The 16,841-nt window shown below is 63.5% G+C and carries 18 protein-coding genes; 9 read left to right on the top strand and 9 right to left on the bottom strand.

Features of this window, described 5'->3' with window-relative positions; translation table 11 throughout:
- Window positions 1-38: 38 nt before the first annotated feature.
- Together L6639_RS01340 and L6639_RS01335 are read right to left on the bottom strand one after the other, a co-directional pair.
- Entirely contained in the window at window positions 39-728 is a 690-nt protein-coding gene (locus tag L6639_RS01340) for a P-loop NTPase family protein (RefSeq protein ID WP_237858277.1), read from the bottom strand.
- 93 nt (window positions 729-821) lie between these two features.
- Window positions 822-1,364 (bottom strand): CDP-alcohol phosphatidyltransferase family protein, encoded by a 543-nt coding sequence (locus L6639_RS01335; RefSeq protein WP_237858276.1) that lies wholly within the window; start codon window positions 1,362-1,364, stop codon window positions 822-824.
- Between the two features lie 155 nt (window positions 1,365-1,519).
- Between L6639_RS01335 and purM the strand changes: the two genes are divergently transcribed.
- Entirely contained in the window at window positions 1,520-2,593 is a 1,074-nt protein-coding gene (gene purM, locus L6639_RS01330) for a phosphoribosylformylglycinamidine cyclo-ligase (protein ID WP_237858275.1), read from the top strand.
- A gap of 14 nt (window positions 2,594-2,607) precedes the next feature.
- Window positions 2,608-3,261 carry a phosphoribosylglycinamide formyltransferase gene (purN, locus tag L6639_RS01325; protein ID WP_237858274.1) on the top strand — a complete coding sequence of 218 codons (654 nt, stop codon included), beginning with the start codon at window positions 2,608-2,610 and terminating at the stop codon, window positions 3,259-3,261.
- Between the two features lie 90 nt (window positions 3,262-3,351).
- On the opposite strand, the gene L6639_RS01320 is transcribed toward purN, so the two are convergent.
- Window positions 3,352-3,558 carry a cold-shock protein gene (locus L6639_RS01320; RefSeq protein WP_008551638.1) on the bottom strand — a complete coding sequence of 69 codons (207 nt, stop codon included), beginning with the start codon at window positions 3,556-3,558 and terminating at the stop codon, window positions 3,352-3,354.
- 374 nt (window positions 3,559-3,932) lie between these two features.
- On the opposite strand from L6639_RS01320, the gene L6639_RS01315 reads away from it, so the two are divergent.
- Window positions 3,933-5,117 (top strand): autotransporter outer membrane beta-barrel domain-containing protein, encoded by a 1,185-nt coding sequence (locus L6639_RS01315; protein WP_237858272.1) that lies wholly within the window; start codon window positions 3,933-3,935, stop codon window positions 5,115-5,117.
- Window positions 5,118-5,136: 19 nt separating this feature from the next.
- On the opposite strand, the gene L6639_RS01310 is transcribed toward L6639_RS01315, so the two are convergent.
- Window positions 5,137-6,177 (bottom strand): LysR family transcriptional regulator, encoded by a 1,041-nt coding sequence (locus tag L6639_RS01310; RefSeq protein ID WP_237858271.1) that lies wholly within the window; start codon window positions 6,175-6,177, stop codon window positions 5,137-5,139.
- Window positions 6,178-6,248: 71 nt separating this feature from the next.
- Between L6639_RS01310 and L6639_RS01305 the strand changes: the two genes are divergently transcribed.
- From L6639_RS01305 to L6639_RS01290, 4 genes are read left to right on the top strand one after another with little or no spacing between them, the layout of a single operon-like run.
- On the top strand, window positions 6,249-6,866 hold the full coding sequence (locus L6639_RS01305) for a hypothetical protein (protein ID WP_237858270.1): 618 nt from the start codon (window positions 6,249-6,251) through the stop codon (window positions 6,864-6,866).
- Window positions 6,853-7,473, top strand: a complete 621-nt coding sequence (locus tag L6639_RS01300) for a GNAT family N-acetyltransferase (protein ID WP_237858269.1) — start codon at window positions 6,853-6,855, stop codon at window positions 7,471-7,473. The genes L6639_RS01305 and L6639_RS01300 overlap by 14 nt, the downstream gene beginning before the upstream one ends.
- Before the next feature lie 25 nt (window positions 7,474-7,498).
- The gene (locus tag L6639_RS01295; protein ID WP_237858268.1) at window positions 7,499-8,059 is read left to right on the top strand and encodes an isochorismatase family protein; all 561 of its coding nucleotides are present in this window, start codon (window positions 7,499-7,501) and stop codon (window positions 8,057-8,059) included.
- A gap of 33 nt (window positions 8,060-8,092) precedes the next feature.
- Window positions 8,093-8,260, top strand: a complete 168-nt coding sequence (locus L6639_RS01290) for a hypothetical protein (protein ID WP_237858267.1) — start codon at window positions 8,093-8,095, stop codon at window positions 8,258-8,260.
- A gap of 30 nt (window positions 8,261-8,290) precedes the next feature.
- On the opposite strand, the gene L6639_RS01285 is transcribed toward L6639_RS01290, so the two are convergent.
- Complete coding sequence (locus L6639_RS01285) at window positions 8,291-9,886, bottom strand: FAD-dependent monooxygenase (RefSeq protein WP_338076517.1); 1,596 nt, start codon at window positions 9,884-9,886, stop codon at window positions 8,291-8,293.
- 95 nt (window positions 9,887-9,981) lie between these two features.
- The gene (locus L6639_RS01280) at window positions 9,982-10,737 is read right to left on the bottom strand and encodes an IclR family transcriptional regulator (protein WP_237858266.1); all 756 of its coding nucleotides are present in this window, start codon (window positions 10,735-10,737) and stop codon (window positions 9,982-9,984) included.
- A gap of 152 nt (window positions 10,738-10,889) precedes the next feature.
- On the opposite strand from L6639_RS01280, the gene L6639_RS01275 reads away from it, so the two are divergent.
- Together L6639_RS01275 and L6639_RS01270 are read left to right on the top strand one after the other, a co-directional pair.
- The gene (locus L6639_RS01275) at window positions 10,890-12,221 is read left to right on the top strand and encodes an MFS transporter (protein ID WP_237858265.1); all 1,332 of its coding nucleotides are present in this window, start codon (window positions 10,890-10,892) and stop codon (window positions 12,219-12,221) included.
- A gap of 201 nt (window positions 12,222-12,422) precedes the next feature.
- A complete protein-coding gene (locus tag L6639_RS01270; RefSeq protein ID WP_237858264.1) occupies window positions 12,423-13,805 on the top strand; it encodes an aspartate aminotransferase family protein in 1,383 nt (460 codons plus the stop codon).
- Between the two features lie 133 nt (window positions 13,806-13,938).
- On the opposite strand, the gene rnd is transcribed toward L6639_RS01270, so the two are convergent.
- The 3 genes from rnd to L6639_RS01260 all read right to left on the bottom strand — a co-directional run bounded on the left by rnd (window position 13,939) and on the right by L6639_RS01260 (window position 16,835).
- On the bottom strand, window positions 13,939-15,087 hold the full coding sequence (rnd, locus tag L6639_RS01265; protein ID WP_237858262.1) for a ribonuclease D: 1,149 nt from the start codon (window positions 15,085-15,087) through the stop codon (window positions 13,939-13,941).
- Window positions 15,088-15,204: 117 nt separating this feature from the next.
- Window positions 15,205-15,336: a hypothetical protein gene (locus L6639_RS43025; protein ID WP_256439977.1), complete on the bottom strand. Its 132-nt coding sequence runs from the start codon at window positions 15,334-15,336 to the stop codon at window positions 15,205-15,207.
- A gap of 164 nt (window positions 15,337-15,500) precedes the next feature.
- Entirely contained in the window at window positions 15,501-16,835 is a 1,335-nt protein-coding gene (locus tag L6639_RS01260) for an ABC transporter substrate-binding protein (RefSeq protein WP_237858260.1), read from the bottom strand.
- Window positions 16,836-16,841 lie beyond the last annotated feature (6 nt).

Raw genomic sequence — 16,841 nt, 5'->3', positions numbered from 1 at the left:
TCCGCCGCCGCGCCGCGTCAAGCGGGCCCAAGGGGAGGTTAAGGGGAGGTCGAAACGTCGCGAAGCAGTTCGGCGGCGAGCGCCCGGGTGACGGGGCGGCCGAGCCGCAGCGCCTCGCTGTCGAGCAGTTCCACGGCATGCCGGGCGGCGGCCGAGGAGCGCTCCAGCCGGGTCGCGAGGTAGCTCACAACAGCTTCGTCCACGGCGAGCTGGCGGTCGGCGCAGAACTTGACGATCAGGCCGCGGAACAGCTGGTCATCTGGTGGCGCGAGTGAAATCACAGGGATGGTCCGGAGCCGGGAGCGCAGGTCGCGGAGCTCGACCTCTACCGCCGCAGGTGCCTCGCGTCCGGTGAACAGCACAAAGGCGCCGTCCTCGCGGGCGAGGTTCATCAGATGGAAGAGAGCACGCTCGTCAAAATCACCGGCCTTGAGATCCTCGACCACCAGCGCGCTGGTCGCGAGCGCGCCGGGGACGGTTGGGGCACTCAGCGCGTTGGCCGTGGTCGAGCGAGCGCCTGATACCTCGGCCCAGATCGCGGCGAGATGGCTCTTGCCCGAGCCTTCGGGGCCGGCGAGCCACATGATCCGGTTCGGCCATTCCGGCCAGCTGTCGACCAAGGCGAGACCGGCGGCATTGGCAGGGCCCTCGAGGAAATTGTCCCGGCTGAGGCTCTCCGCATGCGGAAGCGAAAACGCCAATTGTCGGGGATGAACGCGGCCTGCCACGCTTGCTTTGCTCCGAGCCGGCGCGCCGGCCTTGTCTGACGATGATGGACTTATTCGATCGGGAGTTGGCCTTTTGCGGGGCCGCATCCCCTCTCATTTGGCTTCGATCGTGCTCATGTGACGCAGCCACTCCACGAGATAGAGCGACACCGAGGACAGGGTGAACACCGTGACGAGGCCCATCAGGACTATATCATACGGCGACGGCTTGAAGCCGAAGGCGAGCGCGGCCAGCACCAGCGCCGCGTACGCAACCTGTGCCGCTGTGTTTAGCTTGGATACTTTCGACGGCCTCATCTCGACGGGCTTGTCAAACAGCCAGGACACGATCACCGCAGTGACGATCATGATGTCGCGGGACACGACCAGGATCACGATCCAGCGTGGGATGTCGCCCCAGATGCCGAGCGACAGGTAAATCGACACCAGCAGCGCCTTGTCGGCCAGCGGATCGAGCAGGGCGCCGAGCTCGCTGGTCATATTGAAACGCTTGGCCAGAAAGCCGTCGACGGCGTCGCTGATGCCTGCGATCAGGAAGACGGCGAACGCCACCTCCATTTGGCTCGACACGATGGCCCAGACGATGATCGGGACCAGCATGATGCGGCCCAGGGTAATGATGTTCGGAATACTCACACGGCGCTTCCCGGCACCCGACCTGACCTTGAATCCGACCTCTAAGAGGCTGAACCGGTTGATATCTCTACATAGTATAGGGCGGCGCGCCACGCTTGCCATTGCGCGTCCCCGGAATTCGACGTAACCAGCCGCAAACCCACTGGAAATCGGGCATGACCGACCGCAAAAACGGCCTCACTTACGCCGATTCAGGCGTCGATATCGACGCGGGCAACCGCCTGGTCGACCTGATCAAGCCGATGGTGCGCGCCACCGCACGGCCGGGCGCCGATGCCGAGATCGGCGGATTCGGCGGCCTGTTCGACCTCAAGGCGGCCGGCTTCAAGGACCCCGTCCTGGTCGCGGCCACCGACGGCGTCGGCACGAAGGTCAAGATCGCGATCGAGACCGGCCTGCATGGCGGGATCGGCATCGACCTCGTCGCCATGAGCGTCAACGACCTCGTGGTGCAGGGTGCCGAGCCGCTGTTCTTCCTCGACTATTTCGCCTGCGGCAAGCTCGACCCGGAGGCCACGGCCGCGATCGTCGCCGGCGTCGCCGAGGGTTGCCGCGAATCCGGCTGTGCCCTGATCGGCGGCGAGACCGCGGAAATGCCCGGCCTCTACAAGGACGGCGATTACGATCTCGGCGGCTTTGCCGTCGGTGCCGCCGAGCGCGGCACGCTGCTGCCGCGCAAGGACATCGCTGCGGGCGACGCCGTGATCGGCCTGGCCTCGTCGGGCGTGCATTCCAACGGCTTCTCGCTGGTGCGCAAGATCGTGGAACAGTCCGGCCTTGGCTTCGAGGCGCAGGCACCGTTTGCCCCGGTCATGACGCTCGGCGGCGCGCTGCTGACGCCGACGAAGCTCTACGTCAAATCCTGCCTGCGGGCGATCCGCGAGACCGGTGCGGTGAAGGGCCTCGCTCATATCACCGGCGGCGGTTTCACCGACAACATTCCGCGTGTGCTGCCCTCGCATCTTGGCGTCGGCATCGATCTCGCACGCCTGCCGGTGCTGCCGGTGTTCAAATGGCTGGCCGCGCAAGCCGGCATCGCCGAGCTCGAAATGCTGCGCACCTTCAACTGCGGCATCGGTATGATCGCGATCATCGAGGCCGAAAAGGTTGATGAGGTGGTGCGGGTCTTCACCGATGCCGGTGAGACCGTCGCCCAGCTTGGCACCGTGATCCCGGCCGAGGGCGAGCACCGCGTCGTCTATAACGGCCACCTCGACCTGGCACTGTGATGACTGGCGCTGCGGTGAAACGGCCCGTCGCCATCCTGATCTCCGGCCGCGGCTCCAACATGTCCGCGCTAATCAAGGCAGCCAGCGCGGCCGATTTTCCGGCAGAGATCTCGCTCGTCATCTCGAACAAGGCCGACGCGCCCGGGCTCGAGCGAGCCAAGGCGGCCGGCGTCAAAACGCAGGTGATCGAGAGCAAGCCGTTCGGCAAGGATCGCGCCGGGTTCGAGAAAGTGCTGCAGGCCGTGCTCGATGAGCACGGCATCGAGCTGATCTGCCTCGGCGGCTTCATGCGCCTGTTCACTGCCGAATTCGCCAGGGCGTGGTACGGGCGGATGCTCAACATCCATCCGTCGCTGTTGCCATCATTTCCCGGCCTCGACCCGCACGGCCAGGCCTTGCGCGCCGGCGTGAAACTGTCTGGCGCGACGGTGCACTTCGTGATCCCCGAGACGGACGCCGGCCCGATCGTCATGCAGGGCGCTGTCCCCGTCAGCGACCACGACACGGCCGAGACGCTGTCCGAGCGCATCCTCGAAGTCGAGCACCGCATCTATCCCGCGGCGCTGAGCCTGCTTGCGACCGGCAAGGTCAGGATCGAGGGCGACGTCTGCAAGACGGCGGGGAGTGGGGCGTCAGAGAATTTTCTGATTGCGCCGGTGGCGAACTGAAGCACACTCGTGTTTCGTTGCTCCCAAACAAAATCCCCCGGCGGAGCCGGGGGCATCGTCGTGAGCTCTCGCTGATAGCTTTGAGAGAGATCAGGAGACCTTGAGGTTCTCCGCGGACGACTTGCCGCGGTTCTCCACGAGGTCGTATTCAACCACCTGGTTTTCATTGAGGGTGGAAAGTCCGGCACGCTCGACGGCCGAGATGTGGACGAACACGTCCTTGTCGCCGCCGTTCGGCTTGATAAACCCGTAGCCCTTGGTTGGGTTGAACCATTTGACGGTGCCCTTTTGTGGCATCCTCAGTCTCCTCCGCTAGATACTAAAAAGACGCGGCCGCTTTTCGCGTGCCACGTCACAAACGGGCTTCCGGAAGTCTGTTCGAGTCTTGAGCCTGTCGCGAAACGCACAGCCGAGCGGCCAATTCCGATTGTGTACGATATTCCAACACGAAAACCGCGCGCTAGCAAGCTGCGTGCAAACTTCAAGACCGCACTGGAGACATCCCGCTGCAATTTGCGACCTGTGGCAGCGGAACCACAATTGGAGGAATCACCCGGCGAAAGCACGCGGACCGGTTGACCCCTTGTGGCAGTTCAGCACAAATCGTCGCACCTGCTCGCCCTTCGTGTTGCATTTTTGCGGGCCGCCATTTTGCTTCGGGAATAGTCGTCATGTGCTGCACTCGGCGGCCCCAAGGGATACTGCAGACGATCGGGCTGGACCGTGTCCGCCGGATCGTGATGGCGATCGCCATGACGCTTGCGGCCGTCACGTTGATCCCGGCGACAGCCGCCTTCGCGCAGACCCCGACGCCGACTTCGTCTCCGACACCCACGCCAACGCCGACGCCCAGCCCGACACCGTCGCCTTCGCCATCACCGACCCCTGGGGCGACGTCGACCAATGCCAATCAGTCAGCCGGCAACAGCACGCTTAATCTGGGTTCGAATTTTCTGGAGCGGCTGGGCGGCCAGGCCTCGAGCGGCTTCAACCGGGCCTCGCGCACCAATCCCGGCGGCGGTGGCGCGTCGGAGAGTGCAGAGGATCCGCGCTACCGCACCTGGTACGAGGGGTACGGCATTTCGGTCCGCACTGATCCGCAGGGTGATTTCGTTGGAGACAAGCGCACGACATTCGGCGGTGTCGCCGGCTTCGGTGCACGGGTCGCGCCAGGCGTCAATCTCGGCTTCTCCGTTGACCAGAGCCACACCGACATCGACGTGCCGCTCGCGCTTCAGTCGGCGACGCTCGACCTGACGCAGATCGGTTTCAACGGTTCCGTCGACAAGGGGCCTTGGACCTGGGCCTTCGCTCTGGTGCACGGGTTCGGCAAGGTGCATTCCAGCCGCGATACCGGCTTCGGCCTTGCCGTCGCGGGGTATCACGCCACAGTCGACGGCGCGCTCACCGAGATCAACTATTACTGGACCAAGGATCAGATGCGCATCGTGCCCAAGGGCGCGCTCGAATATGTGCGCGCCACCAGCGCGGCATTTCAGGAGGCCGGGGGACTTGATCCCCTCAATGTCGGCTCGAGCGCGATCTCGCGCGCACGCGTCATGATCGGCGCCGAGGTCGGGCGCTACTTTATCTTCGACCGGAAAATCCTGGATCTCTCGGCTTACGGCAAGTTCGTCGACAATTTTTATCAAGACCTCGGCTCGGTGCAGGTCAGCCTCGGGACCCAGAACATCATCGTCCCCGGCATCGGCGAGAGCCGTTACGGCATGGACGCCGGCGCGTCGGCGTCGCTCAGCCTGACCAACACCGCGCGCCTATATGTCAATTACGACGGCAAGTTCCGCAACGAGCTGACATCGCATCAAGGCACCGTCGGCTTCGAATATCGGTGGTGAAGGGACTGCTCCGTCCCACTCACGTCGGCGTCGCCGCAATGTATCCGGACAATCCAAAGCCTTCGCGCGCCGCTGTCATCATCGGCACCAAAGCGTTCGGATGGATGAAATCGTCGCGGAAGCAGGGATGGGTTTTGGGATCGAAGATCTTCTTCAGCCAGTCGACCACGATCTTGTGCCGCTCGGAGGTGCGGAACTCCTTGTGATAGGTGAGCCAGAGGTCGGCGTGGTGGCTGACGCCGAGGTCGACAGCAACGAGCGGGGCTCCGAGCGCAATCGACACCGTCGGCAGGAAGCCGATGCCGGCGCCGCGCTCGACCGCGTAGAGCACGCCGACGGACGAGTTGGTCTTGATCCCGACGATGCCTTCGAGCGATTTGAGCCCTAGGATGCGCGCATAGGCACTGTCGTCGACCTGTGGCGCGTTCTGCTTGACGATACGATGGTTCGGCAGTTCGGCAAGCGTCGTGGGCAGGCCGTAGAGGTTCGCATATTCCCTGGAGACGAAGGGGTAGATGTGCAGCCGGCCGAGCTTGGCCACGATGAGATCGGGATTGGTCGGTGGCTCGAGCTGGATCGCGATGTCCGACTCCAGTCGTGCGACGTCAGCCTGCTCCATCGCGCAGCGCAGATCGACGGTGATCTTGCGATAGGTCTTCTGGAAATCGATCAGCCGCGGCAGGATCCAGAAATTCCCGGGACCTTCCGTCACCGCGACGCGCACGGTGCCCGACGTATCGTTCAATGAGCGTGAGGCGCGGCGGAAGACATTGAAGGCGTGACGCTCCATATGCGCGACGTCGGCAATCATCGCGGTGCCTTCGTCGCTCAGCGTGAGCCCGCTCTGGTCGCGCAGGAAAAGCTTGCAAGCGATGCTCTCTTCGAGCCGGTCGATCCTCCGCATCAATGTGGTGGAGGTGAGCCCGAGCTCTTCGGCGGCGTTGCGGAAACTTTTAAACTTTGCGCAAGCTAAAAACAGCTTCAAATCGTCCCAGGACGCATTTAGCGCTTCTTCATGGTGCTGCATCAATGCAGCACCCCGGTGCGATACTTGCTGCATACTCCTGATCTCCAGCCGCTAAGCTTCTGCTGGTTGCGGCGTACAAAACCCCTGAACGATAGAGGGACGACATGAGGATGGAAAGGGGCTCGTTTGCCGCAAGGCATGATTTCGATGCCTTGCCGCTGAGCCCCGAGGTGGATGTCCATTGCGCGCAATTCGGGGAAATCGGCGCGCTTTCGGATATGGCGCATCGGCTGGTGCCGGGCGTGCAGATCGGGGCGATCGAGCTTGCAAGATATTTCGCTTTCGATCGCCAGAGCATCCTGACCTTCACCCGGAACGGTACGCTGCTCGGCGGCATGGCGTTTCTGTTTCTCAATGACCGCGGGCATGACGCGTTGTTGCTCGACGAGATCTGCCTGACGGCGCCCGACACGCGCCATCTCGCCGCGGCGAATGAGGAGGTTTCCGCGATCTACATCTGGGCGATCGCCGCGACCGGCCGCGGCATCGCCGGTCTTGGCAAGGCTGCGGCTCATCTTCGCCAAATAAGGTTTCGCGGCGCGGACTGCTATGCGCAGCCGTCAACCGTGGCCGGGCGCGAAATCATGAAGGCGACGGGCTTCGAGCCGATCGCCAGCTTTCAGCCTGACCTCTGGTGTTACGAGCGACCGTGGCATCGACAGCCGATGCGTATGCCTGGCGCGATCATCCAAGCAAGGAGTTTTTCAGATGCACGGCACTAGGATTCCTCTCGCCAAGCCTGACTCCCGCGCCATCACCATCCGCCTCGCGCGCGATCCAAGCGACCTCATGCTGGTCACGGCCATTCGCTCAGCGGTCTATCTTGCCGAGCAGGATTGCCCTTTCGATGAGGAGTTCGATGGCAACGACATGGTTGCCGCCCATTTCATCGGCTACATCGGCAACGAGCCGGCGGGCTGTTTGCGGGTGCGTTTCTTCGGCGACTTCGCCAAGGTGGAGCGGCTTGCGGTGCGTCATCAATATCGGCGCTCGCGCCTCTCGTTCAAGCTGGTGCAGGCCAGCATCGACTTCGTGAAGCGCAAGGGGTTCCGCAAGATTTACGGCCAGGCGCAGGACCGGCTGGTCGACTTCTGGGCCCATTTCGGCGCCAAGCCGCTCGGCCACAACAGAAAGATCACGTTTTCGGATTTCTCCTACACAGAGATGCTGCTGGAGATAGAGCCGGGGCCGGATGCCATCACGCTGGACAGCGATCCCTACGTCATTATCCGTCCCGAGGGCGACTGGGATCGTCCGGGTGTGCTGGACGCTTCGGCGGGGCGGACGGTAACCTCGCCGTTGCGGGACCTCGCACTCGCCGACCGCTGAAATAGGTGCAACTCTGCGCAAGACAATGCCGGTCTCCCACGACGATCCGCTGGTCCTGATCTGCGCGGATCTCCAGAAGGAATATCTGATCCCGGGGCGTCGCCATGTCATTCTCGACGGCGACGCCGCAATCCTGCGCTGCCTGGAGCTGCTGGCGTTGTGGCGGAGCAACCTCTGGCCAGTGATGCATCTGAAACGGGTTGCGGAGGCAGCGTGGTTCGATCCGTCATCCAGGCTGACCGATTGGATCGCCGAAGCCAAGCCCCGGCCCGGCGAGATGACGTTCGAGCACGCGTTGCCTTCGGCTTACAGCTCCTCCCGTTTCGCCGACCACATGTCCAGCCTCCGTAACGTGCGCTGCGTGATGACGGGCTTTTCCCTCGACGAGACGATCCTTGCCACTGTGGTCGAAGGGTTTCATCGGAGCCACCGTTGCCGGGTGGTCGGCGATGCCGTGGCCTGCCGACAGCCCGCCACGGGCGAAGCGGCCGACTACAAGCAGTCGCTGATGAATGTCATCGGCAATTTTGCTACTGTCCAGTCCAGCGCTGAATTGATCAGAAGCAGCGGCGCCGTCGCGGTCTAGGCGGACGCGATCGGCGGATGGACAGGCGGGACATTGTCACGGGGAAACGAGCTCAAGGAACTGGCGAGCGACCTGTCGCGTGCCCTCGAGGCAGCGCGCCGGATCGGTCTGCCCACGACCGTCTATTTGCTGTCGATGGCGCTGGTCGAGGTGAAGGAAGCTATCAACGCTGTCTGCGATGACGACGACGGTACGGCCTGATGTTTGCGTGCCAGCGGCCGAGCGATCTCGTCAGGATCGACCGACGGCGCGCCCCAGGATCTGAGATGCGTCGGCGCCGTCGTTGTTGCCCGCGTAAGCAACAAACTGATCGGGCCTCACCAGGATCAGCCGCGCCTCATATCTCTCACGGCCGTCTGAGGCGGTATCCCGGATCACCTTCAGCGGGATGCCAAGCCCTGCGGCGGCTCGCTCGAAGGCGGCTCCCGCGGTGTTTTCAGTCAAATCGATCAACGTGAAGCCGTCGCCTATTTCCTCGAAGACATTCTTGCCCGACGACAGAGGCTGCGGCGCCAGATGATGGCCGGCGCGCGCCGCATAGGCGTGCGAGCCGATCGCGCTGCTGACGCCGCCGGTCGGGCCGAATACGATCGGCGATCCCTCGTAATTCGGCTCGAAGGCGTTGACCTCCGCGCGCGCGCCGGAATGACGTGCGTGCCAGGCAGCATCGAAATCCGCCGGGTCCCGCGCCGGATCGTGTTGCCGCAGAAAATCCCGATCGCGGAAGATCGATGCCTCGATGAAGTCGCGCGCAGTGGACGCAAAGACCGGGCGGCGCTCGGCATCGTAGCTGTCGAGCAGAGCGGCGGGTGCCCAGCCATGCAGGGTTGCAGCGAGCTTCCACGCCAGATTGACGGCGTCCTCGAAGCCGCTGTTGATGCCATAGCCGCCGTAGGGCGGGTGGCTGTGCGCGGCGTCTCCGGCGACGAAGATGCGGCCTGCGCGGTAGCTGTCTGCGAGCGTGAAACGCAGATCCCAAAATCCGATGTGCTCAAATTCGACGTCGAATTCTGCGCCCGCGGCCTCGTGAAGCAGGCGCCGGAAATCGAAATTGTCGCGCGTGGTGTCATTGGGCACTGGGGCGTGGAAGAACCAGGTGGTGCCGAGATCGACGCGGCCGAAGAACTTCCAGTAGCCCTCGAGGTCCGGATGCAGCACGTTGTAGAAGGACTTGCCCGGATATTTGCTGAGCAAGCGATGCAATTCGGTTGAACGGAACACCAGGAGAACCATCAGGCGATCGTGGTCGGAGCGGGTCTGGGTGATACCCGCGTGCTCGCGCACGATTGATCGGCTGCCGTCGCAGCCGACAACATAATCGGCGCGCAAGCTCTGCTTCGTCCCTTCGCCGTTGACGATTTCGATGACGACGCCATCGGCATCAGACCGCACGTCCTGACAAGTCCAGCCATAGCGCAGATCGATATCGGGAAGCTGCGCTGCCCGCTGCCGCAGCACGGCTTCGGTTGCGTATTGCGGCAGGCGCTCATTGTCGGTGAAATAAAACGGCCGAACCAGTTCGCGCTGGAGCCAATTGTAATTGGTGCCGCTGAGCAGCGTGCCGTAGCTGGTCATTCCGCCGATGCCGTAATCGGGTGGAATGGTGCGGGCTGCCCGCAGCGCCGCCTCCGCGCCCCAGAAATGGAAATGTTCCATCGTCCGCTGCGTGAGGTTCTGTCCCTTGGGGATCGGCAGCGGTTGCTCATAGCGCTCGACCACGATGGTCTTGATGCCGCGCTGGCCAAGTCCGATCGCCAGACCCATTCCAACCGGTCCGCCGCCGACGATCACGACGGGCGCCCCGTTGTTCGCCTGAGCCTGTGTCACGTCGCTTCCCCGTACCTGTTGTCGCGCCTGGCGCGACCGCTTGTTCTGATGGGTCGTCACTGACATTTCGTCAAGTTGAATCTCAAATGGTGAGATTATTTTGCATCATCGTCGGCTGCGGCCGAGATCTGCCGTGCCGCTTCGCGGACCTCCGAACTAATGCGGTCGATCAATTCGCCATTGGCATGCTGCCCGCCGATCGTGATGCAGAGGCTCGCGATCGGATATCCAGTATCGAGGATCGGTGCGGCAATCCCGACCGCGCCGGCCGTCACTTCGCCGAAGGCAACGGCAACGCCCGCGCGCCGCACGCGCTTCAGCGCCGCCAAGACGTCGTCGGGCGTGTCGCCGACGCCGACGTTGCGCAGATCATCGGCGTAGCGCGAGACCAGCGGCATGACGCGCTGCTTGGGCAGGAAGGCCATGATCGAGCGCGCAATCGCGCCGCGTCCCATCGCCATCGGTCTGCCGCGCGGATAGCTGCTCGCCGGCGCAACGGCCGATGCGATCGAGGCTACACACAGCATCTTGTCGCCGTACCAGCGCACGATGAGTGCCGTGCAGGGATACGCCGCGGCGAGGCGTTCGAGGTGCGGCGTGGCAGTTGCGATCAGCGGATCGGAGCGGCGGCTGAGATAATCCATCTCGACCACGCGGGGCCCAAGCGCGAACCGCCCGCCGCGCGTCGGCATGACGAAGCCGCTGTCCTTCAGGCTCTTCAGATAGCGATACAGCGTCGGCCTGGTGTAGCCGAGCTCCTTCATGAGTTCCTCGGGCGACCATTGCGGACGTGCCTCGGTGAAGAGATCGAGCAGGGCAAGGACCCGATCCTGACTGTTTGCCTTGACCAATTTCGGTTCGTTTCCAGCTTTGCGTTTGACCGTACGAGGCGCGTTCGGAGAGGCCGTAAAACAACGAAATCCTCGCAGCTTGCGCTGACAATAATCTCACTATAAGAGATTAGTGAAGAAAAAATAATGCAGGGTGACCGGGGAGGGCGCGCATGGCCGTCACAGCAATGAGCGAGGCCGCAGCCGATACGGTCGACGTTCCCGCCTTTGTCGACCGGCAGCCGGTCGGTGCCTTTCAGATGCGGGTGCTGCTGGTGTGTGCCGCCGTGCTGTTCATCGACGGCTTCGACACCCAGGCTATCGGCTATGTCGCGCCAGCCGTGGCGCAGGAATGGAAGCTCGTGCGCAGCAGCCTCGGGCCGGTGTTCAGCGCCGGACTTCTCGGGCTCATGATCGGCGCGCTGATCTTCGGTCCGATGGCCGACAGGATCGGCCGTCGTCGCATCATCCTCGCGAGCACGCTGGTGTTTGGCATCGGGACTTTGCTCACCGTGTTCGCGCCGGACGCAAATTGGTTGATCGCGTTACGTGTGCTGACCGGGCTAGGGCTGGGTGGTGCGATGCCGAACGCCGTCGCGCTCACCTCCGAATTCAGTCCGCATCGCCGTCGCGCCACGCTTGTGATGATCATGTTCGCCGGCTTTTCGATCGGTGCGGCCCTGGGCGGGCTGCTCGCCGCTGCGCTCATTCCCGCCTTTGGCTGGCGCTCGGTGTTTCTGGTCGGCGGCGTCGTGCCGCTCCTGCTGCTGCCGTTCCTGCTCAAGGCACTGCCGGAATCGATCCGGTTCCTCGCGATGGTCGGCGGCCGCGACCACGAGGTGGCGAAGCTTCTGAAGCAGATCGCCCCGAATACCCCTTTTGCCAGCGAGGCGAAATTCGTTGTGCAGGAGCCGAAATTGGAGGGCCTGCCTGTCGCACATCTGTTTGCGGAGGGGCGCGGATGGGTGACTCTTTTGCTCTGGATCGTGTTCTTCATGAGCCTGCTCGACCTTTATCTGCTCTCGAACTGGCTCCCCACCGTGTTGAACGATCTCGGCGTCTCGGTGTCGGCGGCCGCCGCGATCGGCGCCATGCTGCAGGTCGGCGGTGTCGTCGGCACCTTCACGCTCGGCCATTTCATCGATCGCTTCTCGTTTCGTGCGCTGTCGCTGACCTATCTCGTCGCCGCGGGGGCGGTCGCGGCCATCGGCCTGGCCAGCCAGTCGATCGTCCTGGTCACGATCGCGATCTTTGCATCCGGATTCTGCATTGTCGGGGGGCAGATCGCCTCGAACGCGTTGACGGCGACATTCTATCCGACGGCGATCAGATCGACCGGCGTGGGATGGGCGCTCGGCATCGGCCGTATCGGCTCGATCGTGGGGCCGCTCGTCGGCGGAGCGATGCTGGCCCGCGACATGGGGGCGCAGTCGCTGTTTGCCGCGGCGGCGGTCCCGGCGCTGGTGGCCGCGGTCGCGGCCTTCGTGCTGGCCCGGCGGAATTAACCGCGGCGACGCGGCCGGATGTCAAAACGCCAGCGCTGCTTTCCTGCAACGCTCATGTGCACGCGCTGTCGACGAAATGACGTTGCAAGTTGCGGCGCAGCGCAATAGCCAAGGTATCGACGTTTTGTTTGGACAAGCCTCATCTTCGGATGGAGGCTGCGTCATGACGTCGGATGACGCACCAGTTAGGGAATCCCCGCGATGACGATGCTGCCCAATTCGCAAGAAGCCCGCGATGTGGCCTACCAGCTCCACGCCTATACCAACGCGCGCGCCCATCAGCAGGCAGGTCCCCTGGTGATTGAGCGCGGCGAGGGGCCCTACGTGTTCGACGCGTCGGGCAAACGCTATTTCGAGGCCATGGCGGGCCTGTGGAGCGTCGGGCTGGGCTTCAACGAGAAGCGGCTGGTGGAAGCCGCGCACAAGCAGATGCAGGCACTGCCGTTTTATCACACGTTCTCGGCCAAATCGCACGGGCCCTCGATCGACCTCGCCGAGAAGCTGGTTGCGCTCGCGCCTGTGCCGATGAGCAAGGTGTTCTTCACCAATTCCGGCTCGGAGGCGAACGACACCGTCCTCAAGCTGATCGCCTATCGTTCGAATTCGCTCGGTCAGCCGCAGAAAAAGAAGGTCATCAGCCGGATGCGCGCCTATCACGGCGTCACCATTGCGTCCGCAAGCCTCACGGGCCTGCCCAACAACCACCGCTCGTTCGATCTTCCGCTGCCGAATATCCTGCACACGGGCTCGCCGCATTTCTACAAGGACGGCGCGCCCGGCGAGAGCGAGGAGGCGTTCGCAACGCGCCGGGCCGAGGAGCTCGACGCACTGATCCTGAAGGAAGGCCCTGACACAATCGCCGCTTTCTTCGGCGAGCCGGTGATGGGAGCAGGCGGCGTTATCGTGCCGCCGGCGACCTATTGGGATAAGATCCAGGCGGTGCTGAAGAAGTATGACATCCTGCTGGTTGCCGACGAGGTAATCTGCGGCTTCGGCCGCACCGGCAAGATGTTCGGCTGCGAGACCTACGGCATCAAGCCCGACGCGATCGTGGTCTCCAAGCAGATCACCTCCAGCTATTTCCCGCTCTCGGCGATCATCATGAACGACCGCATGTTCGAACCGATCGCGGACGAGAGCAACAAGATCGGCGTGCTCGGCCACGGCTTCACCGCGGGCGGCCATCCGGTCGGCTCGGCGGTTGCGCTGGAAAACCTCAAGATCATCGAGGAGCGTGGCCTGGTCGCGCATGCCGCCGAGCTTGGCGGCTACATGCAAGGCAAGCTTCGCGAGCTCACCAGCCATCCGCTGGTCGGCGAGGTCCGCGGTGTCGGAATGATCGCAGCGCTCGAACTCGTGCTCGACAAGGGCCGCAAGACCGCTGCCGCGACGCCGGGCGCCGTCGGCGGCATGGCGAGCCGCATGTTGCAGGAGCGCGGCGTGATTGCGCGCAACATGCTCGATGCCATCGCCATCTGCCCGCCGCTGATTACCACCAAGGCCCAGATCGACGAGCTGGTCGCGGCGATTACGGGGGTGCTGGATGATATGAAGCCCGAAGTCGCGAAGCTGCCGCAGGCGTGAGGTCTCTCCTCGTCATTGCGAGGAGTCCTTGCGACGAAGCAATCCAGAGTCCTTCCGCGGAAACAGTTCTGGATTGCTTCGCTGCGCTCGCAATGACGATGTGGCTGGCAATCGCGCCTGCTACGCAACGCCACTACGCCCGCTGAACTCCGATCACGCGGCCCTTTTCGATCGCCAGTGCCAGCTCGCCGCGCTTGAGCTTCAGTGCGGCATCGCCGAACAGCTCGCGGCGCCAGCCGCGCAGGGCCGGCACGTCGGCGTCGTCATCGGCCGCGATCTCTTCGAGATCATCGACGGTGGCGATCACCTTGCTCGCCACGGCGTGACGCTCGGCGGTCATGCGCAGCAGCACCTTCAACAGCTCGACGGTGGCCGCGCCATTGGAATTGTTGCGCGGCTTCTCCAGCTTCGGCAGCGTGGAATGATCCCGCGCCAGCCCGCGCTCGACGGCAGCGACGATGTCAGCGCCCCATTTGGACTTCTCAAAGCCCTTTGGCACCGAGCGCAGATGCGCGAGCTTCTCCAACGTGTTCGGCGCGTGAGTGGCGATGTCGCTGATAGCTTCGTCGCGCAGCACGCGGCCGCGCGGCACGTCGCGGCTCTGCGCCTCCTGCTCGCGCCAGGCAGCGACTTCCATCAGGACCGCGAGGTCCTTTGGCTTGCGCACCCGCGTCTTCAGCCGTTCCCAGGCGCGCTCGGGATGGAAGTCGTAGGTCTTGGGCGAGGTCAGGATTTCCATCTCGATGGAGACCCATTCGCTGCGGCGGCGCTTCTTCAGATCGGCGTCGAGCGCGGCGAAGACATCGCGCAAATGCGTGACGTCGGACACCGCATAGTGCATCTGCTCCTTGGTCAGCGGCCGGCGCGACCAGTCGGTGAAGCGGTGGGTCTTGTCCGGGCGGTGGCCGGTGACCTTCTCGACCAGAGCGTCATAGGCGATGCTGTCGCCATAGCCGAGCACCATCGCCGCGACCTGGGTGTCGAACACCGGATGCGGGATGATATTGGCCTGGTGCCAGATGATCTCGATGTCCTGGCGGGCGGCGTGAAAGACCTTCAGCACGCCCTCGTTGGCCATCAGCTCGAAGAACGGCTTGAGGTCGATACCCTCGGCCAGGGTGTCGATGACGATCGCTTCCTCGGGGCTGGCCATCTGCACCACGCACAACAGCGGGTAATAGGTGGTCTCGCGTAGGAACTCGGTATCGACAGTAATGACGGGGTGCTTGGCCAGCCGGCTGCAGGCAGCCGCGAGGTCAGCGGTGGTGGTAATCAAATCCATGAACGGCCCATGACACTTGATACCAGCCGTTCTGCCGAAAGCGCTGTGATGTCAAGGGGCTCTAAGCGAATTCGAGCCTTGCATTGGGGCCAGAATCGCCTGAAGCGGGCAAAATTCCTATTCGTAACGGATCCGGTGCGAGGATTTGCGGGCGCAGGGCAGCGCCACCACCACCAGGCACATGCCAACCAGCGCCAATCCCAGGAACTCGAAAACCAGCAAATCCACGGCGGAAATCTCCAGAAACATCGTTAGATTTGTCGGGGGTGCGTTGAGGGTCTGTTAATTCTCGTGGTTACCGGCGCCGCGGGCGGTCGGATGGTGGATGGGGGGTTAACGGGGGTACCCGACCAAAAGAAATTCGGCGCCCCGCGTGACGGAGCGCCGATGTTCGTTTGCCGGTGCGGGCAGCCTTACGGCAGCTTCAGCGACGTTTCCGCATTGTACGGCTTGAGCGTCTCATCCGCGGCTTTCTGAGCGGCGACGAGGGCTTCCTTCGGCTGCTTCTTGCCGTTGAGGACCAGCATCACCTCGTCCTCGAGGTTCTTGCGAACCGGCACGGTCTTGTAGGTCGCGAACCAGGGCTTGGCGACGTCGAGCTGCTCGACAGCGGTCTTGGCGTCCGGGTTCTTGTTGAGGAAGTCGACCATGTCCGGCGTCTTGTAGGCGGCCATGTTGGGCGCGAAGTAACCCGTGGCGCGGCTCCACCAGGCGCTCTTCTCGGGCGAGGTCATCCACTTGATCAGCGTCCAGGCGGCCTTTTGCTTGTCGGCTTCGACGCCGGCCGGAATGATCAGCGAGGCGCCGCCGATCGGCACGGCGTTGCGGACATTGCGCGGGATGAAGGCGACCTTGTAGTTGAACTTGGCGTTCTCGCGCACATAGGTCAGCGAGCCCGTCGACAGCATCATCATCGCGGCGTTGCCGGAGATGAAGGAGGTGCTGACGGCAGGGCCAGGCGTGGCGCCGGGCGGGTGAACCTTGTGCTTGCTCACGAGGTCGCTCCACCAGGTCAGCGCGCCGAGCATCGAAGGCGTGTCGTAATAGACTTCGCCGCCGAACTCCTCGTTGTAGTAGCGCCCGCCATTGGTCATGGTGAGCGTTTCCATCATCCAGCCGCAATAGTCATAGGCGCAGGGGATCGCGATGCCCCATTGCGTGACCTTGTCGCCCTCGCGCTTGGTGAGCTTCTTGGCCCAGTCGGTAAGCTCGGCCCAGGTCTGCGGCGGCTTGCTCGGATCGAGGCCGGCTTCCTTGGCCTTGTCGGCGTTGATGTAGAGCAGCGGCGTCGAATTCTGGAAGGGGACGCCATAGACCGAGCGATTGATCACCGCATTGCCGCTGAGCGCCGGGAAAAACTGGCCGAGGAATTGCTCCTTGGTGCTGCCGTCGGCGGCAATCAGACTGTCGAGATTGGTCAGCTCGCTCTCGATCTGCATGTCGAGCAGGAAGTTGGCCGACATGATCACGGCGGACGGCGGCTTGTCGGCCTTGATCGAGGCGCGCGTCTTGATCAGCGTGTCGTCATAGGAGCCGGTGTAGACGGCGGTCGCCTTGATGTCGGGGTGACCGTCGTTGAACTCCTTGATCAAGGTGCCCATGTCGCGGGCGAGCTTGCCGTCGACGGGCACGGGGAAGAACAGGTCGATCTCGGTCGGACCTTCACCGGCGAGGGCCGGAAAGGCGAGCGCACTTGCCAAAGAGCCTGCCAGGGCGAGGCCGAGCGTGAGCCGGCGGGAGAACAGCATCGGAAA

This window comes from Bradyrhizobium zhengyangense (assembly GCF_022012555.1).
Taxonomy (GTDB): domain Bacteria; phylum Pseudomonadota; class Alphaproteobacteria; order Rhizobiales; family Xanthobacteraceae; genus Bradyrhizobium; species Bradyrhizobium zhengyangense.
Note: the sequence above shows the minus strand (reverse complement) of the source record. Positions and strands in the feature narration are given on the sequence as shown.

Bases quoted from the DNA above. Each gene is read 5' to 3' on its own strand.
- purM (WP_237858275.1), top strand. From the start codon at position 1,520: ATGACCGACCGCAAAAACGGCCTCACTTACGCCGATTCAGGCGTCGAT.
- L6639_RS01320 (WP_008551638.1), bottom strand. From the start codon at position 3,558: ATGCCACAAAAGGGCACCGTCAAATGGTTCAACCCAACCAAGGGCTAC.
- L6639_RS01315 (WP_237858272.1), top strand. From the start codon at position 3,933: ATGTGCTGCACTCGGCGGCCCCAAGGGATACTGCAGACGATCGGGCTG.
- L6639_RS01310 (WP_237858271.1), bottom strand. From the start codon at position 6,177: ATGCAGCAAGTATCGCACCGGGGTGCTGCATTGATGCAGCACCATGAA.
- L6639_RS01305 (WP_237858270.1), top strand. From the start codon at position 6,249: ATGAGGATGGAAAGGGGCTCGTTTGCCGCAAGGCATGATTTCGATGCC.
- L6639_RS01300 (WP_237858269.1), top strand. From the start codon at position 6,853: ATGCACGGCACTAGGATTCCTCTCGCCAAGCCTGACTCCCGCGCCATC.
- L6639_RS01295 (WP_237858268.1), top strand. From the start codon at position 7,499: ATGCCGGTCTCCCACGACGATCCGCTGGTCCTGATCTGCGCGGATCTC.
- L6639_RS01275 (WP_237858265.1), top strand. From the start codon at position 10,890: ATGGCCGTCACAGCAATGAGCGAGGCCGCAGCCGATACGGTCGACGTT.
- L6639_RS01270 (WP_237858264.1), top strand. From the start codon at position 12,423: ATGACGATGCTGCCCAATTCGCAAGAAGCCCGCGATGTGGCCTACCAG.
- rnd (WP_237858262.1), bottom strand. From the start codon at position 15,087: ATGGATTTGATTACCACCACCGCTGACCTCGCGGCTGCCTGCAGCCGG.
- L6639_RS43025 (WP_256439977.1), bottom strand. From the start codon at position 15,336: ATGTTTCTGGAGATTTCCGCCGTGGATTTGCTGGTTTTCGAGTTCCTG.
- L6639_RS01260 (WP_237858260.1), bottom strand. From the start codon at position 16,835: ATGCTGTTCTCCCGCCGGCTCACGCTCGGCCTCGCCCTGGCAGGCTCT.